Raw genomic sequence first — 16,202 nt, 5'->3', positions numbered from 1 at the left:
ATCATGGATCTCCTCATCGTCGGATCTGGCTTCTTCGGCCTCACCATTGCGGAGCGTGCCGCCGCAGCGGGCCGCTCGGTTACGATCATCGATCGCCGCCATCACCTCGGCGGCAATGCCTACAGCGAGAACGAACCCGTCACGGGGATCGAGGTTCATCGGTACGGGGCGCATCTTTTTCACACTTCCAATCGGGCAGTGTGGGAGTACGTCAACAGGTTCACATCGTTCACGAACTACGTGCATCGGGTGTATACGAACCACAAAGGCGTCGTCTTTCCCCTGCCGATCAACCTCGGCACGATCAATCAGTTCTTTCGTGCCGCCTATTCGCCAGATGAGGCGCGCGAGCTCGTCCACGGGCTCGCAGGCGAGTTCGACTCGCGCTCCGCGCAGAACCTGGAGGAGCGCGCGATCGGCCTTATCGGTAGGCCGCTCTACGAGGCGTTCATCCGGGACTACACGGCGAAGCAGTGGCAAACCGACCCGAAGGATCTCCCCCCGGAGATCATCAGCAGACTTCCTGTCCGCTATACGTACGACAACCGGTATTTCAACGATACGTGGGAGGGGCTTCCCTCGGACGGGTACACCGCATGGCTCGAGCGTATGGCTGACCATCCACGAATTGACGTTCGCCTCTCGACCGACTACTTCGACCTATCGCAACCACTCAACAAGCGCTCCACGGTCGGGCAGGTCCCCGTCGTCTACACCGGAGCGGTCGACCGTTATTTCGATTTCTCCGAGGGTGAGTTGTCCTGGCGCACGCTGGATTTCGAAGAGGAAGTGCTCGACGTCGGCGACTACCAGGGCACTAGCGTCATGAACTACGCAGACGCCGACACCCCCTTCACGCGCATCCATGAGTTCCGGCATTTCCACCCCGAGCGTGCGGATCGGTACCCCGATGATAAGACGGTAATCATGCGCGAGTACTCACGATTCGCGTCGCGTGCGGACGAGCCCTATTATCCGGTGAACACTCCTCTCGATCGGCAGCGGCTGATCGCGTATCGCGATCTCGCCAGGGGAGAGGCTGGGGTGTACTTCGGTGGACGGCTCGGCACCTATCAGTATCTTGACATGCACATGGCGATCGGGTCGGCACTGTCGATGTGGAGCAATCAACTGGCTTGATCGGAGATACGTTGATCCCTCGTGCTCTTATGATGGTGTCCCTGTGGGTCGCCGCAGTTCTTGTCGCCGCATCGTGGATCGCGTTCCCCGGTCCCGCGTCCGCGGCCGTCGACGAGTCGCCTCAGGGCGACGTATCGGTGGTCGTCGCCGATGACGGGCTCGTGCAGGTCGTTGGCTGGGCTTTTGACAGAAGCGACTTCGGGCGCGACGTACGCACCGTCATCACGGTGAACGGTCTGACGTTCTCGACGACGACGGCGTGGCGCCCCTCCCCGTACCTCTGGCCATACGGGGTGGCCGGTCAGCATGCGTTCTGGACGGCTTTCCGGCTCGCGCCAGGGCAATACGACGTCTGCGTCACGTGGACCAACGTGGGGCCGGGATCCGATACTTCTGCCCCATGTTCGACGGTCGTCGTGTCTGACGCACGTTCGGCGAGTTCGCCGCAGGGAGACCTCTCGGTCGTGGTCGACGATGCCAACGCGCGACTCATCGTGCTTGGCTGGGCTTTCGACCATTCTGACCTCTACGCGTCCATCGGAGTCGATGTCTTCGTGGACGGTGTCTCACGGGGAACGTGGACGGCTAGCGGGGCTAGCCCCTACCTCGCGCCCTACGGTGTTCCTGGGTCTCACGCTTTCTTCGGAGCCGTAGGCATCGGTTCGGGGGGTCACCGCGTCTGCGTCGTCGCACGCGACCGACCACCAGGCGGCGATGCGATCATCGGATGCCGTGATGTGACTGCATCGGTGATCACCTACGACCCCGAGGGAGCGCTTCGGGTATCGATGAACGGCAACGGGTCGATCAACGTGACGGGCTACGCGTTCGATCGCAGTGACCTCGGCTCGCCGATCCAGGTCGGCGTGTTCCAGAGCGGCACCTTGACCGCAGCGCCCGTTGCATCCGCGGCTTCCCCCGAGATGGCGCCGTACGGGCTCGGCAACCGCGGCGTCGACGTTCGGCTTCCGCCGATCACGCGAAGCGCGCCGATCTCGGTGTGTGTGATTGGCCTCAACATCGGAACGGGGAGCAACCAATGGTTGGTCTGCACGGACGTCGACCCGCGCGGAACCAGGCCGGTCGACGATCAGACGAGCGCTGGTAGCCTGACGGTTCTCGTCAACAAACGCACGCCGCTGAACCCGCGCCAGTATGCTCCTCCGCTATGGCCGATGTCCGCGCTCGGTTTGGGGGGTGGCGAAATGCTGCGCCCCGAGGCTGCGGTTGCCATGCGCGATCTCGCGGGGGAGGCTGGACGATGGGGCATCCCCTTGGCGGCGACGAGCGGGTACCGCAGCTTCACCAGTCAGGCCGCGATCCATGATCGATTCGTCCGTCAGCTGGGGCGGGATGCCGCCGAAGCGATCTCCGCCCGGCCCGGGTATTCCGAGCATCAGACCGGACTCGCGATCGATGTATCCTCGCCGGGAGCGGGATGCGATCTCGTCGAGTGTTTCGGCTCGACCGCGGCGGGTCGCTTCGTCGCTGACCACGCCTGGCAGTTCGGGTTCATCGTGCGCTACCCGCAGGGGTACACCGGCATCACCGGGTACGACTACGAGCCATGGCACCTTCGCTACGTCGGGAGGGACGTCGCGCGCGAGATGCACGACGGGGGTGTTGCGACTTACGAACAGTACCTCGGGCTGCCCGCTGCGCCCGGGTACTAGGGTGTGTTGCTAAACCCATTGGAGGGTCGCGGCGAGGCAGATCGCGGAGTGGTAGTTCCGGGCGGTCTTGTCTGAGCGCATCGCGATACCGCGCCACTGCTTGAGCCTGTTGAAGCAGCGTTCGACGACGTTGCGGCCCTTGTAGCGTTCCTTCTGCTCGCGGCCGAAGTCGATCGGACGGCCGGGGTTCTTCCGACGGTGGGCGATCTGGTCGTCGCGTTCGGGGATCGTGGCGGCGATGTCGTGCTCACGCAGCCAGGCCCGGTTCGCCTTCGACGGGTAGCCCTTGTCCGCGAGCAGCCGGTCCGGCCGCGACCTCGGCCTGCCGGTGCGGCCGGCTACGCGGACCTCGGAGAGCGTGTCGATCAGCATGCTCGTGTCCGCCGCCTGCCCCGGCGTCAGCACAAACGCGAGAGCCCGGCCTCTCCCGTCGCAGACCAGATGGTTCTTCGTCGTCAACCCGCCGCGGGAGCGGCCGATCGCGTGGTCAGGAGGCTCCGGCCCGAACTTCTTGTAGTTCGACCGAGCCCCCTGTGTCCCGGCGGAGGGTCGCGCCGTGCTGATGCACGCGCACGATCGTCGAGTCGATCGACGCCACCCAGTCCAACTCGCCGCGTTGATGCGTGAGGGACTGGACCTTCTCGAGCACGCGCGCCCAGACGCCCTGCTCGGACCACCGGTTGAACTTCTTGTAGATCGTGTTCCAGTTCCCGAACCGCTCCGGCACCTCCCGCCACGGAGCCCCCGTCCGATACCGCCATGCGGTCGCCTCCACCACCGCACGGCGCTCCAGCGGCGGCCTGCCCGTCGCCTTCGGAACAGGGAACAACGGGCCGATCACAGCCCACACCTCATCGGAGATCTCAGTAGGCGCCACGCTTCAAGCGTCACCCGCGCGCCACAAATCAACCTTTAGCAACACACCCTAGTGCATCTATCAATCTCAGGATGGCTTTACCGCAGCTGCCGTGGTCCAACGAGAAGCCGTGTGCGATACTTGGGGATTCGAACGGCCGGCGCTCGGCACCCAGCAGAATGGAGCGGCGATCATCGCAGGCAGGGTGGGATGGATGGACTTCCTCCGAGGAGTGGCGATCCTACTGGTCTTGCTGCATCACGCGATCGATCTTGCGGCGATGTTCTCGGGCGTGGCCCCGCCGGACGCTGTGATGATCATCGATGTGGGTGCGCTTCCTTACAGGATGCCTCTTCTGGTCTTCCTCTCAGGGATGCTGTTGCCCCGGTCTCTAGAAGCATCTCCAGGGCGCTACTACCTCGGTAAACTACGGCGAATCGTCTGGCCAAGCTTCGTCTGGGTACTCGCCTACGGAGCAGTCGCAGGCATGGAACAGCTGAGTTCGTGGAAGCTCTGGCTCGGCGGAACGTGGCTGTGGTTCCTGTGCTATCTCGCTGTGTTCTATGCCATAGCGCCATTGCTTCGCCGCGCGCCCGCGTGGCTGGCACCCGCTGCTGCATGGGGCGCATCCGTGCTTGCACCTTCAACGCATTGGACGCAGTTCTTCTTCCTTGCCGCATTCTTTTTCGCAGGAGACGCGATTTGGCGTGTTCGGCGCTATCTACAAGCGTGGGATCGGCCTCGCTGGCGGTGGCCAGCGGCGGCAGTTGCGTTGGGATACGCAGCCTTCTACGTCGCCCAGATTTACGATGAGCGCGTGCCGATGATCTTCGGTCATTTCGATCCGTTGGTCGCTCCCATCGTCCTCGTGGCGATAGGGGGCCTCATCGTTACGGCGCGCGCTGTCCCGAATGTCGCGACGCCCTGGACTCGATTCTTGGGCCGAAACTCCATCGTCTACTATGTCAGCCATTTCCCCTTGCAAATCGCCTGGACGATGTGGCTCGGTTCACATGAGGTGTGGGCGTGGGAATGGCACATCCTCGGAGGGGTCGCCCTGTCGTTGGCAGTCGGAAGCGCGCTAGTCTTCCTTCGCGCGCGCAGCTCGCTTGTAGAGGCACTTTTCGTGCTTCCTTTACCAGCCCGATGGGTCAATCGGGTGGCTTTGATTCGCTCGAGTCAGCAACGGGTGACGTGAGCCGTTTTCAGAGCCTCTGGCCGTCTGTTCGTTGCGCGGGCGGCCGCGAGTACGAGTGGGGTCAGTCGCCGGCCACCAGCGGCGGCATCGGCTGCCATGAGGCATCCTTCGCGATCTTGCGTCCGTCGCTCAGCCCCCGGAAGAGGTTCGACGTGCCGCGAACGGTGCGCTCGACGAGGAGCAGTCGAATGAGCTCCTTGCCGAAGGTGAGGGTCGTTCCCAGGCCGAACAGCACCGGGTTGTAGACGCCGGCTGCACGGTAGTAGCGCTTGATGATCGCGCGGTTGCGCATGATGTAGTACCGGTACGCGTCGCTCGACGCGTTCATGTGACGGATGCCCATGTCCCACTGCTTGATCTCGCGCGTGCGCCGCAGCACGAACTCGTTCACGATCACCGAGGTGGTCACGCGAGAGGCCAGCCAGCCGTAAGTCTGGTCGTCCCAATAGATGAAGAACCGCGGATCGGGCAGACCGATCTGCCCGACGATGTCGCGGTGGATGAACATGCCCTCGAAGCATCCGGAGTTCATCTCCTTGTATCCCGAGGCGTCGAAGCCGCTCGGCGCGAACGGGATGGGAATGCCCATGCGTTCGGCGATGCGGTACTGCCAATAGAACTCGCTGCCGTCGAAGTCGTAGCGCCGGCCCTGGATCGACTTGAAGCGGGGCGCCCACGCGCCCATGCGCGCGAGGCCGTCGGGCATGACCTCGACGTCATCGTCCATCACCCAGATCCACGTCGAGCCGAGCTCGTACGCGACGCGCATGCCCTCACTGAAACCGCCCGACCCACCGGTGTTGGTGTCGAGGCGTCGGTAGACGAGCTCAGTGCCGAGGCGGTCTCGGTACGACTCGACCAGCTCGGTCGTGTTGTCGCTCGACGCGTTGTCGACGATGACGACGTGACCGGGCTTCGGATCCATCGCCGTGATGCTGTCGAGCAGGCGGGTGAGCAGCGCCGAGCGGTTGTACGTCACGATCGCGATCGTCGCCGTTGCGGGGTCGAACGGCTGCCCGTCGGCGGGGGGCTGCACGGTAGAAGCGGTGGCGTCGTCGGAGGGGGACGGCGAAGAAGAAGGGAGCGACATGGCACAGCGATTGTACCGTGGCGCCTCTGCGCCGACGGTGTGAGCCGAACCGCTCAGCGCGCCGCAGCGGCCGGTTCGCCCTGCTCGGCGACGAGCCTCTGTTCGGTCGGTCCGCGGCCGATCAGCGGGGCCTGCTTGATCTTGAAGGCGAGGAGGATCAGGAAGAACCAGCCCCAGCCCATGAGCGGCGACGACTCGCTGAGCCCCTGCACGAGCAGCACCGTGGCGGTCAACGCCGACACGAGCGTGACGGGCGAGTACGGGCGCGTCGCGACGAGGTCCCAGCGGGGGCGGTCGACGGCGAAGAACCAGGATCGCCAGGTGAACGCGAGGGTCGTCAGAGCCGTGCAGAAGACGCCCACGGCGCCGAGCTGGAAGAAGATGTCGACCCACATGTTGTGCGCCTGCATCACCGTCTCGCCTTGATCGACGATCCAGCCGTCGAACTGCGGATCGGTCGGAACCCACGGTGTCGAGAAGCCCCAGCCGTGCAGGGGGTGCTGGACGGCGCGTTCCCACACCTCTCCCCAGATGCGTTCGCGCCCGCTGAGGTCGGACGATCGATCCAACAGCGAGAACACCCACTGTCGGCCCCAGAAGAGCACGCCGATGAAGAGCACGCCGACCGTCGAGAAGAGGGCGTACCAGCGCGCGCGCTCCCGCGGCGTCTGGGCTCCGCGCATGAGCACGATCGCGGCGAAGACGAGGAGCACACCGACCGCGGCGAGCGTGGCGGTCGCCGAACTCGCGCGCCAGAACAGGAACGCGGCGAGAGCGAACCATGCGATCAGCGTGCCACGCCGATGCGCGCGCGAGGCGTACCGCACGGCGAACACGATCATGGCGAGCAGCGAGACATACGCGAGCGAGTTGGCATCGCCGAACAGCCCCTGGATGCGGTCTCCGTCGAACAGGTGATCTCGCGACCAGAAGACGACGGCGAACTCCACGTGACCGCTCGGGCGCTCGAAGCCGGGCAGGATGGGTCCGCCCCAGACGAGGGCGACCCACAGCTCGAAGGCGATCGACAGTCCGAGGATCCATTTGAGGGCGGATGCCATCGCGCGCACGATCTCGCGCCACGTCAGCACCGAGCCGACGAACATCGCCTGCGCCGTTGTCGACAGCAGCAGCACGAGGGTCAGCATGGTGGCATCCGGGTACGCCGTCCAGGTGAGGGATGCGACCGCCCAGGCCACGTACAGCAGCGCGAACCAGGGCAGGCGGCGCCACTGCACCTCGGGGCGCAGTCGCACCCACAGCGCCAGCGAGACGAGAGTGGATCCGACGGCGACGATTCCGGCGCCGGTGACCCCCACGGCCATCAGCCACGAGGTCCCACCGAGTGCGGCCGCCATGACGAAGACGCACCATCCACGAAGCAGCAGCTGCCCGGTCTTCTCGCGGATCGGAGCGGACGGCGGCGCCGCGACGGGGTGGTTGGTATGCACGGGCATGGTGATATCAGGGTACCGTGGGCCGCCTCTAGGCTGAGGGTCATGCTGATCCCCATCTCGAACGTCCCGCGTGATTACTCCTGGGGGTCGACGGAGCTGATCCCCGCGCTCCTCGGCCGTACGCCCACCGGCGGCCCCGAGGCGGAGATCTGGTACGGCGACCACCCGGGCAACCCGTCACTCGTCACGGGCGGCTCGGGACAGACTCTGGATGTCGCCCTCGCCGCGGCGGGGGAGCAGCCTCTTCCCTACCTTCTGAAGCTCCTCGCGGCCGGGTCGTCGCTGTCGATCCAGGCCCACCCGACGAAGGCTCAGGCCGAGGAGGGATTCGCGCGCGAAGAGGCGGCCGGCATCGCCCGCGACGCCGCCGATCGGCTCTACCGAGACGACAACCACAAGCCCGAGATCATCGTCGCCCTCAGCGACGAGTTCCACGCGCTCGTCGGCATCCGCGAGCTGGGAACGACGCGTCGGCTCCTCCACGTGCTCCTCGACGCACAAGGTGAGACCGGCGGTGCACTCGCGCATCTCGACGCCCTCCTGTCGACCGAGGACGAGACCGCGGTCCGCAACGCATTGGAGTGGGCGCTGACCGAGGCATCCGCCGCCGACGTCGCGCAGTTGACGGCGGCCCTCGACACCGCCACGGGCGACTCGTTCGCCGCCGAGGTCGCCTCGCTGCGCGTCGCAGCCGGCGACTTCCCCGGTGACGCGGGCCTGTTCGTCGCGCTCCTGATGAACCTCGTGGTCCTGCGCCGCGGCGAAGCGCTGTTCGCGCCCGCCGGCGTTCTGCACGCGTACCAGTCCGGCCTCGGCGTCGAGCTGATGGCGGCGAGCGACAACGTGCTCCGCGGCGGCCTCACCCCCAAGCACGTCGACGTGCCCGAGCTGCTGCGCGTCCTCGACCCCGCGACCGGGCCTGCACCCCTGGTCGAGCCGCAGGTGCTCGAGCCCGGCGTCGAGCTGTTCGCCCCGCCGGTGCCCGATTTCGCCCTGGTGCGCGCCGAGCTCGAGGGTGAGGGGCACCGGATCGCACGGCGCGGCCCGGCCATCGTCCTCGCGACCGTCGGTCGAGTCACGGTCGCCTCCGCAGGCGAGTCCGTGCTGCTCGCGCCCGGTGAGGCTGTGTACGTCGGGGGAGCGGACGACGACCTCGTCCTCACCGGCGCCGGCGAGGCCTTCGTCGCCCAGCCCGGCGCACCGATCTGACGCCCGCGGCGACGACCGTCGCGCGGGCGCGACACGCCGATGACGCGCCGTGAAGGTTCAATGACGCCTTGAGGGTTTACGATCCGCGACTTGACCCACGGGAATGACAGAGGTGTAATTATTCCCAACACGCGTGTTGTGTGCGTCGAATCGAGAGGGAAGAACGATATGGCCGAATACCGTTCCGGGGTTCCCGACAACTGGTTCGTCGACCCGGTGAACCTCGGTGTTCCCGGGGTGCGCCGTCCGGCGGAAGCCGATGTCGACGCCGCCCTCGCCTGGCAGGCGGACGCACTGTGCGCACAGACCGATCCCGAAGCGTTCTTCCCTGAGAAGGGCGGCTCGACGCGCGACGCCAAGCGGATCTGCACCACGTGCGACGTGCGCGACCAGTGCCTCGAGTACGCCCTGCAGAACGACGAGCGCTTCGGAATCTGGGGCGGACTCAGCGAGCGCGAGCGTCGCAAGCTCAAGCGTCGCGCCTGAGCGCGGCCCTCATCACCGCCCGCTGAGAGGGGCCGGCGCCCCTCGGCAGATGCCGGTCGGGGACGATCCGCGGGGTTCGGGCGTGGCGGTTTCGGTCACATAGGTGACCCGCTTAGGCTGACGGGGTCATGCCCTCCCGAGTTCACGCGTTGCTGGTCGTGCGCCCCGAGGGGCGCGCGTCCGCGGACATCCAGCTGCAGCGGACCCTCGACGCGCTCCGTGCGCAGTCGCGTCCGGTCGATGCGCTCACCATCATCCTGTGCGACGCGGATGCCGCGGTGCATGCCATCGCCGCCGGTTCGACCGCCGAGGCCGTGGTCTCCGCCGATCGCGGCACGAGCTTCGCCGATGCCCTCGCCCTCGGCTCGCGCCGGATGGACGGGGACGCGGTCTGGATCCTCAGTCAGGATTCCTCGCCCGAGCCCGACGCCCTCGCCCGGCTGGCCGGCGCTCTCGAGACGGCACCGTCGGTCGCATTCGCGGCGCCCAAGCTGGTGCGGGCCGACAAGAAGAAGCGGATCGTCTCGCTGGGCGTCTCGATGACGCGATTCGGTCGCACCATCGGTCTCGCCGACGGGGAACGCGATCAGGGGCAGCATGATGCGGGTGAAGACGTGCTCGGGGCGGACGTTCGCGGCATCCTCGTCCGGGCGGATGCCTGGAAAGGCCTGGGCGGTCTCGACCGTGCCCTCGCCGGGGCCGACGAAGGTCTCGACCTCGGCGTGCGTGCGCGCCTGCGCGGAGGACGTGTCGTGCTCGCGCCGACGGCGATCGTGTCGGTCTCGCGCCACGAGACCTCGCCGATGCGCACCGCCTACCGTCAGCGCACCGCTCAGCTTCACCGTCGCCTGACCTACGCCCCGGTTGCCGCCGTGCCGCTGCACTGGCTGAGCCTGCTGCCGCTGGCCGTGCTGCGGACGATCATCGCCCTGCTCGAGAAGCGCCCGTCGCGGATCCTTCCCGAATGGGGGGCGGCCGCCACCGTCCTGGTCCGTGTCGCCGCCGTCGCGCGGACGCGCCACGGCATCCGCACGACGCGCCGCGTCTCATGGGCGCAGCTCGCGCCGTTGCGCGTCACCGAGCGCGCGTTGCGCGAACGTCTGGACGATGCGGGATCGGCAGACACGCATCGCGCGGAACTGCGCTTCTTCAGCGGCGGGGGTGCCTGGATCGTGCTCGGCGCCCTCGTGCTCTCCGTCGTGGCCTTCCTCTCGCTGGTGACGTGGCCCGTGCTGGGTGGGGGCGCTCTGGCACCCCTGCGCGCAACGCTGGGAACGCTCTGGGCGGATGCCGCGTACGGCGCCCGACCGCTCGGCTGGGAGACGATCGGCCCGGCCGACCCCTTCAGCGCCGTGATCGCCGCACTCGGCTCGCTGTGGCCCGCCGCCCCGTCGCGCGTCATGGTCGCGCTGTGGCTGCTGGCGATGCCGCTGGCGGCGCTCGGCGGCTGGTTCGCCGCGACGCGGTTCAGTGACCGTGCGGTCGTCCGCGCACTCGTGGCCGTGGGATGGTGCCTGGCGCCGAGCCTTCTCGACGCCCTCATGACCGGGCGTCCGACGGTGGTCATCGCCCACCTTCTGCTGCCGTGGCTGGTCTGGACCGCGACCGTGGCGCATCGCTCCTGGAGCGCCGCCGGCGTCGGCTCGCTCATCGCCGCCGTCATCGTCGCCTGCGCCCCCTCTCTCGCCCCGGCCCTGGTGCTCTGCTGGGCGATCGCCCTGCTCCTGACGGCGACCCTGGCGCACGGCCGAGGAATCGCCCGCGTGCTGTGGCTCGTCGTTCCGGCCGCCGTCGCGTTCGCGCCGCTCGCCTGGCGGCGTGTCACGACGGGCGACCTGTGGTCGCTCCTGGCCGATCCGGGCCTGCCTCTCGGCGACCCCTCCGGCACCGACCTGCTGCGTCGACTCCACGTGGCTCTCGGCTTCCCCGGGGCCGACGGCTGGGGTGCGCTGAGCGGTCCGCAGATCGCGCTCTGGACACCGCTTCTCGTCGCGCCCCTGCTCGTGCTCGCGCTGGCCGCCCCGATCATCGCCCGGACGCTGCCGGCTGCGATTCTCGCCGTCGCCGGTCTCGGCGCCCTCGCGACGGCCCTCGCCGCGATCGGCGTATCCGTGGCATCCGACGGCACGTCCGCCGTCACCCTCTGGCCCGGCGCCGCGCTCAGCCTGTACTGGCTCGCGGCGCTCTGCTCCGCCGCGCTCGCGCTCGACGCGCTTCCGGATCGGGCGCGCGTCCGCGCACCGCTCGCCGTCCTCGTCATGGCGACCCTCGCGGTCAGCGCCGTTCCGGCCCTCACCGCCCTGATGCGCGGCACGGCCACCATCTCCGCGTCGTCGACGAGCACGCTGCCCGCCTACGTCGAGGCAGAGGGACGCGACGGGCTCGGCACGGCGACGTTCGTGCTGACCCCCGCCCGCGACGGCGCCGTGGTGACCGACATCGTCTGGGGATCGACGGCCGCACTGGGCGGCCAGACGACGCTGCGCTCCGCGCGCCTCGCCGCCGATCCGGGCGACGAGGTCTCCTCGGCTCTCGCGGCCCAGCTCGTCTCCGACCCGAAGGGATCGGCGGTGGGCGAGCTCGCCGCGCACGGAATCGCCTACGTCCTCCTCACCGATCCGACGTCGTCGAGCGCGGATGCCGCAGCGAGCATGCGTCTGCAGGCCGAGGCATCCCTCGACCAGCGCGACGATCTCGAGATCGTCGGCGATACCGCCAAGGGCAAGCTCTGGCGCGTGACGACCCCCGTGCAGGAGCGGCCGCCCGTCGACTCGGGTCGCGCCTGGCGTATCGCTCTGGTGCAGATCGGCGTCGTACTGGTGGCGCTGCTGCTCGCGGTGCCGACGCGCCACTCGCTCGCCGAGGCACGACGCCGGCCGCGCGTCGTCGGACGTGACCGTGCGGCACGCCCCGGGGGGCGCACTCCCGCGCGTGCGATGAGAAAGACCCCTGCTATCGCCGCGTCGGAGGCAGGCGCCCCCGAACCCGGCGCCGAGCCGCAGACCGATCCGCAGGCCGACACCGAGGGAGGCTCGCGATGAGCTCGTCCCCCCGCACCCGCGCCATCGGATACGTCGTCGGGGCCCTCGTCACGGCCGCAGTCGTGGCCGCGGCGGGCGCCGTCATCGTGTTCGACGCCCCGAGCGTGACCCGCGACGTCGTCGCGGTCGACGCCCAGCCGCCCGCGGCCGAATCGGTCGCGGCGTGCGTGGGACCGCTTCTCGCGAGCGGCCGCGACTCGACGCAGGCCGCACTGCTGACGGATGCCGCGGCGCAGGCCGTCACATCCGGCGTCGCGTCGGGCGGTTCCGAGGCCTCGACTTCGCTGACGCAGACCGATGTCGCCGCAGGCGAGGGTGCGACGGTGGTGAGCGCGCCACCGGCATCCGACGGCACCCGCACCGATCTGTCCGCTGCCGGCTCGGCGCGTGTCTCGGCGGCCGATCTGAGCGGCTTCGCGGCCTCCGCGTGCATGCGCGCCCAGCCGGAGACCTGGCTCGTGGGAGGTGCGGCGACGACGGGCGCCGCCGACCTGGTGCTGCTCGCCAACCCGGGCGATGTGCCCGCCCTGGTCACTCTCACCGTCTACGGTGCGACGGGGCGCACCGCTCCGGCAGCGGGCAAGGGTATCGTCGTCGCGGCCCACTCGCAGCGCACCGTGGCCCTCGCCTCACTCGCCCTCGGTGAGGAGAATCCGGTCGTGCACGTGGTGTCGTCGCAGGCGCCGGTGCGCGCCGCTCTGCAGACGAGCTTCACGCGCGGCCTCGTACCCACCGGCGTCGACCAGGTCTCGGCGGCCGGTGCGCCCGCGACGACGCTCCTGATCCCGGGTGTGCCGGTCGTCGTTCCGCCGGGTGATGCAGGAGCAAGCAACGTCGCCACGAGCCTGCGCCTGGTCGCGCCGGACGGCGCCGGCACCGCTACCGTGACCGTGGAAAGCGGTGCCGGTGCCGTGCAGACCCAGTCCGTGCCCCTGATCGCGGGCGTCCCCCTGCATCTGGACCTCGGGAGTCTTCCGGTGGGCACGTACACCGTCCGGGTCGCCGCGACGGTGCCTGTGACCGGTGCCGTCTGGGCGACCACCGGCTTCGGGCAGGGCAGCGATTTCGGATGGTTCACGCCGGCGCACCTGCTCGGCGAGCCGGCGCTCGTCGCCGTCGCGGCGGGGCCGTCGTCGAGAATCACGTTCGCAGCTCCCGATGGCGCCGCGGAGCAGGTGACCCTCAGCCGTGCCGACGGAAGCGACGCGCGGCAGATCCCGGTGCCCGCCGGAGGCTCGGCCACGGTACCCGTCGACGCCGACGCGGTCTATCGTCTCTCCTCCGAGTCGGGGCCGTTCGCCGCAAGCGTGTCGTACGCGGCGAACGGTGCGATCGCGGGGTACTCCGCGCAGCCGGGCGACGCTGCGACCTCGGCGATCGTCGTCCGCCCCCGCTGACGGCGGCGCGGGGCTCCGTGCACCGGGCTGTTTCCACAGGGTTCTGCAGGCAGGGCTCCTCAGGCAGGGCTCCTCAGGCAGGGCTCCTCAGGCCGGGCTCGGCTCTCGAACGATGCCCCGCTCCGTCGCACGTCGAAGCTTTACGCGCCCGCGTCCTGCCTGACGGCGCGTCAGAAATAGCGGAACCGCTCCGGCCCGAGATCCCACGGATCCCGGTCGAGGTATTCGGCGGCCGCGCGGAAGACGCACCCCTCGATGGCCATCCGACGGTGCAGGTCGTCCTCGCGGTGCAGATCGCCGAGCCGTTCGATCGGCAGGCGGTAGAGCACGATGAGCTTGCGGTCGGTGTCGATGCTCCACCGCGGGATGCCGTCACGATCCGATGCGGGCGGCATGGCGCCGACCTCGAAGCGCACCTCGCGCAGTTCGGGCCACGCGCTGCGGAGGAATTCCGCGGCGGTGCCGACCGAGAAGTCGAAGCGCTCCTGGCGGGTCTCCAGCGGGAGCAACGGCGGGCGGACGACCGGGCTGCGATCCTCGCGCCCGTGGCGTCCGTGCCGCGCCGGTCGGTGCCGCGGGGTGCTCGTCGCGCGCCGCCTGATCATGCGTTCAGTCTAGGTTGCCGGGCCGGTGCGAGCCGATCGAGGCGCGAGGCCGGCGTCGTTTCGAGGTGCGTGCGGCGCGGCATCCGCGTGACCCGGGTGCACCGCCCTAGCGTGGACGTGATGCGAACCAGACTGTGCTCGAAAGTGGGCTGCGCCCGCGAAGCGGTCACGACCCTGACCTACGACTACGCCGACCAGATGGCCGCAGTCGGTCCGCTCGGCGCGGCCGGCGACCCCCACGCCCACGACCTGTGCCGCATCCACACCGAGCGTCTCTCGGTGCCCAAGGGCTGGCTCGTCGTCCGGCACGAGACGCTGCGCGTCTGATCCCTCCCGGCCGCGCGCCGTCGGCACCCCGTGGTGGCCCCATGCGGGCGTGGAGCACTGCACGCCCTGAACTTGCGTGCCGCGGGCGACGGATGCACACCCATGCGGCTCGATGGTCTCGGAGATCGATGCGGACCCGAGGAGCGAGCGGCGAGCTGGGGCCGCATCGCGCCACGTGTTCGAGGTCTCGTGCTCTCGGTGGCGCGAACTCGCCGGGTGGTTGGGGGTCTCGTGCTGTCGGTGGGTGGACGTCGCCGGGTGGTTGGGGGTCTCGTGTTGTCGGTGGGTGGACGTCGCCGGGTGGTCGGGGGTCTCGTGTTGTCGGTGGCGCGACTTCGTTCGGTGGTTGGGGGTCTCGTGTTGTCGGTGGCGCGACCTCGTTCGGTGGTTGGGGGTCTCGTGCTGTCGGTGGCGCGACCTCGTTCGGTGGTTGGGGGTCTCGTGTTGTCGGTGGATGCCGAAGAGTGCGACCACACGCGACCCGCAACGCGCGCGATTTCGGCGGGACGCTCAGGCTGCACGAGGTACACGAGGTACACGAGGTACACGAGGTGCTCGAGGTGGATGAGGTGCTCGAGCTGCCCGAGGCTGCTGAGGTGACCGACCTCCGGCCGGCGCCGAACGCCGCGGTGCCTCCCTCCCCAACGGGTTGTTCGCCGAATCTCTCCACGAGATCTCGATCCGGGCAGAGACACTCGGATGCCTCGCCGCACACTGGGGGCGTGAGCAGCAGACCTCGGGCGTTGCCGGCATCCCTCGGCGTGAGCTTCACCTGCGCGGAGGCCCTCGCGCAGGGCGTCAGCCGGAGAAGGCTGCGCGCCGGCGACCTCGAGACTCCGTTTCGTGGCGCGCGGCTGATCCGTTCTGAACCGGACCCGTTCGACGCGCCGGGCGGTGTTCCGTACGCCCAGGACAGGGCGATCGGAAGCGAGCTTCTGCGCCGGGCATCCGCATACAGCGCCGTCGCGCCCGCGGGGATCCTCTTCGTCGGAGCGGTGGCGTTCGCGGCGCACGGACTGCCGTTGCGCTCTGAATGGAAATGCGCAGCGCTGACCGTCGGCGTACACCCGCCTGCGCATGCGGCTCGTGCGCAGGGCGTGCGCGGGGTCAAGATTTCACGCCGACTTGTTCGCGTTGTCGATGTCGGAGGTCTTCCCGTCGCCGACGCTGTCTCGGCGTGGGCGCTCAGCGGTGTCTCACTCGACCTTGACGCGCTCACTGTCATCGGCGACGCGATCGTGCGGGTGCCCCGCGATGCGTACGGGCGTGCATGTCCGGAAGCGCAGCACGCGACGATCGACGATCTGCGCGCGGCTGCGCTCGTGCCGTGGCGGCGCGGTCGTGAGAACCTGCTCGATGCGATCGAGCTCATTCGCGTCGGGAGCATGTCGCCTCTCGAGACGAGATTTCGACTCGCGGCTGCGCGTGCGGGGCTTCCCGAACCCGAACTCGATGTGGAGATCTTCGACCGGCACGGCGCCAGGATCGGGATCAGCGATGCCGTGTACCGCGGCCACCGTGTCGTGGTCGAGATCGAAGGTCGCCAGCATGCGCTGAACGAGCGTCAATGGAACCGTGACCTCGACAAGTACGCCGCGCTCGCCGCCGCCGGATGGGAGGTCGTCCGCATCACGGCGCGGCATCTCGACGGCGACCGCCCGCGAGCAGTCGAGATCGTGCGGGATGCCCTCGCGAGGCATCCGCTCGTCTGACGCAGCGCCCG

Annotated in this window: 13 protein-coding genes and 1 pseudogene; 9 read left to right on the top strand and 5 right to left on the bottom strand. The window is 68.8% G+C overall.

The window, feature by feature from the left end; genetic code table 11:
• Positions 1–3 precede the first annotated feature (3 nt).
• Together glf and JOE64_RS14810 are read left to right on the top strand one after the other, a co-directional pair.
• Entirely contained in the window at positions 4–1,140 is a 1,137-nt protein-coding gene (glf, locus tag JOE64_RS11055) for a UDP-galactopyranose mutase (protein ID WP_204964300.1), read from the top strand.
• A gap of 29 nt (positions 1,141–1,169) precedes the next feature.
• A pseudogene (locus JOE64_RS14810) lies at positions 1,170–2,729 on the top strand (M15 family metallopeptidase); the annotation flags it as partial.
• 93 nt (positions 2,730–2,822) lie between these two features.
• On the opposite strand, the gene JOE64_RS14900 reads toward JOE64_RS14810, so the two are convergent.
• On the bottom strand, positions 2,823–3,377 hold the full coding sequence (locus JOE64_RS14900; protein WP_372432905.1) for an IS5 family transposase: 555 nt from the start codon (positions 3,375–3,377) through the stop codon (positions 2,823–2,825).
• Positions 3,301–3,690 carry an IS5 family transposase gene (locus JOE64_RS14895; protein ID WP_372432890.1) on the bottom strand — a complete coding sequence of 130 codons (390 nt, stop codon included), beginning with the start codon at positions 3,688–3,690 and terminating at the stop codon, positions 3,301–3,303. The genes JOE64_RS14900 and JOE64_RS14895 overlap by 77 nt, the downstream gene beginning before the upstream one ends.
• A 91-nt stretch (positions 3,691–3,781) precedes the next feature.
• On the opposite strand from JOE64_RS14895, the gene JOE64_RS11040 reads away from it, so the two are divergent.
• Positions 3,782–4,867 (top strand): acyltransferase, encoded by a 1,086-nt coding sequence (locus tag JOE64_RS11040; RefSeq protein ID WP_204964299.1) that lies wholly within the window; start codon positions 3,782–3,784, stop codon positions 4,865–4,867.
• A 61-nt stretch (positions 4,868–4,928) separates the two neighbouring features.
• Here the strand turns inward: JOE64_RS11040 and JOE64_RS11035 are convergent, their stop codons facing one another.
• Together JOE64_RS11035 and JOE64_RS11030 are read right to left on the bottom strand one after the other, a co-directional pair.
• Positions 4,929–5,957: a glycosyltransferase gene (locus JOE64_RS11035; RefSeq protein ID WP_204964298.1), complete on the bottom strand. Its 1,029-nt coding sequence runs from the start codon at positions 5,955–5,957 to the stop codon at positions 4,929–4,931.
• Between the two features lie 53 nt (positions 5,958–6,010).
• On the bottom strand, positions 6,011–7,414 hold the full coding sequence (locus tag JOE64_RS11030; RefSeq protein ID WP_204964297.1) for an O-antigen ligase family protein: 1,404 nt from the start codon (positions 7,412–7,414) through the stop codon (positions 6,011–6,013).
• A 42-nt stretch (positions 7,415–7,456) separates the two neighbouring features.
• On the opposite strand from JOE64_RS11030, the gene manA reads away from it, so the two are divergent.
• From manA to JOE64_RS11010, 4 genes are all read left to right on the top strand, one after another.
• Complete coding sequence (manA, locus tag JOE64_RS11025) at positions 7,457–8,623, top strand: mannose-6-phosphate isomerase, class I (protein ID WP_204964296.1); 1,167 nt, start codon at positions 7,457–7,459, stop codon at positions 8,621–8,623.
• A gap of 168 nt (positions 8,624–8,791) precedes the next feature.
• On the top strand, positions 8,792–9,109 hold the full coding sequence (locus JOE64_RS11020; RefSeq protein ID WP_204964295.1) for a WhiB family transcriptional regulator: 318 nt from the start codon (positions 8,792–8,794) through the stop codon (positions 9,107–9,109).
• 128 nt (positions 9,110–9,237) lie between these two features.
• Positions 9,238–12,150, top strand: coding sequence for a glycosyltransferase (locus tag JOE64_RS11015; protein WP_204964294.1), 2,913 nt, complete (start codon positions 9,238–9,240; stop codon positions 12,148–12,150).
• The gene (locus tag JOE64_RS11010) at positions 12,147–13,547 is read left to right on the top strand and encodes a DUF5719 family protein (protein ID WP_204964293.1); all 1,401 of its coding nucleotides are present in this window, start codon (positions 12,147–12,149) and stop codon (positions 13,545–13,547) included. Before JOE64_RS11015 ends, JOE64_RS11010 begins: the two co-directional genes overlap by 4 nt.
• A gap of 170 nt (positions 13,548–13,717) precedes the next feature.
• Here JOE64_RS11010 and JOE64_RS11005 read toward each other — a convergent pair whose 3' ends face one another.
• A complete protein-coding gene (locus tag JOE64_RS11005) occupies positions 13,718–14,152 on the bottom strand; it encodes a metallopeptidase family protein (RefSeq protein WP_204964292.1) in 435 nt (144 codons plus the stop codon).
• A gap of 120 nt (positions 14,153–14,272) precedes the next feature.
• On the opposite strand from JOE64_RS11005, the gene JOE64_RS11000 reads away from it, so the two are divergent.
• Together JOE64_RS11000 and JOE64_RS14805 are read left to right on the top strand one after the other, a co-directional pair.
• Complete coding sequence (locus JOE64_RS11000) at positions 14,273–14,479, top strand: DUF3499 family protein (RefSeq protein ID WP_204964291.1); 207 nt, start codon at positions 14,273–14,275, stop codon at positions 14,477–14,479.
• Between the two features lie 722 nt (positions 14,480–15,201).
• Positions 15,202–16,191: a DUF559 domain-containing protein gene (locus JOE64_RS14805; protein ID WP_204964290.1), complete on the top strand. Its 990-nt coding sequence runs from the start codon at positions 15,202–15,204 to the stop codon at positions 16,189–16,191.
• Positions 16,192–16,202 lie beyond the last annotated feature (11 nt).

Source organism: Microbacterium dextranolyticum, assembly GCF_016907295.1.
Classification (GTDB): domain Bacteria; phylum Actinomycetota; class Actinomycetes; order Actinomycetales; family Microbacteriaceae; genus Microbacterium; species Microbacterium dextranolyticum.
Note: the sequence above shows the minus strand (reverse complement) of the source record. Positions and strands in the feature narration are given on the sequence as shown.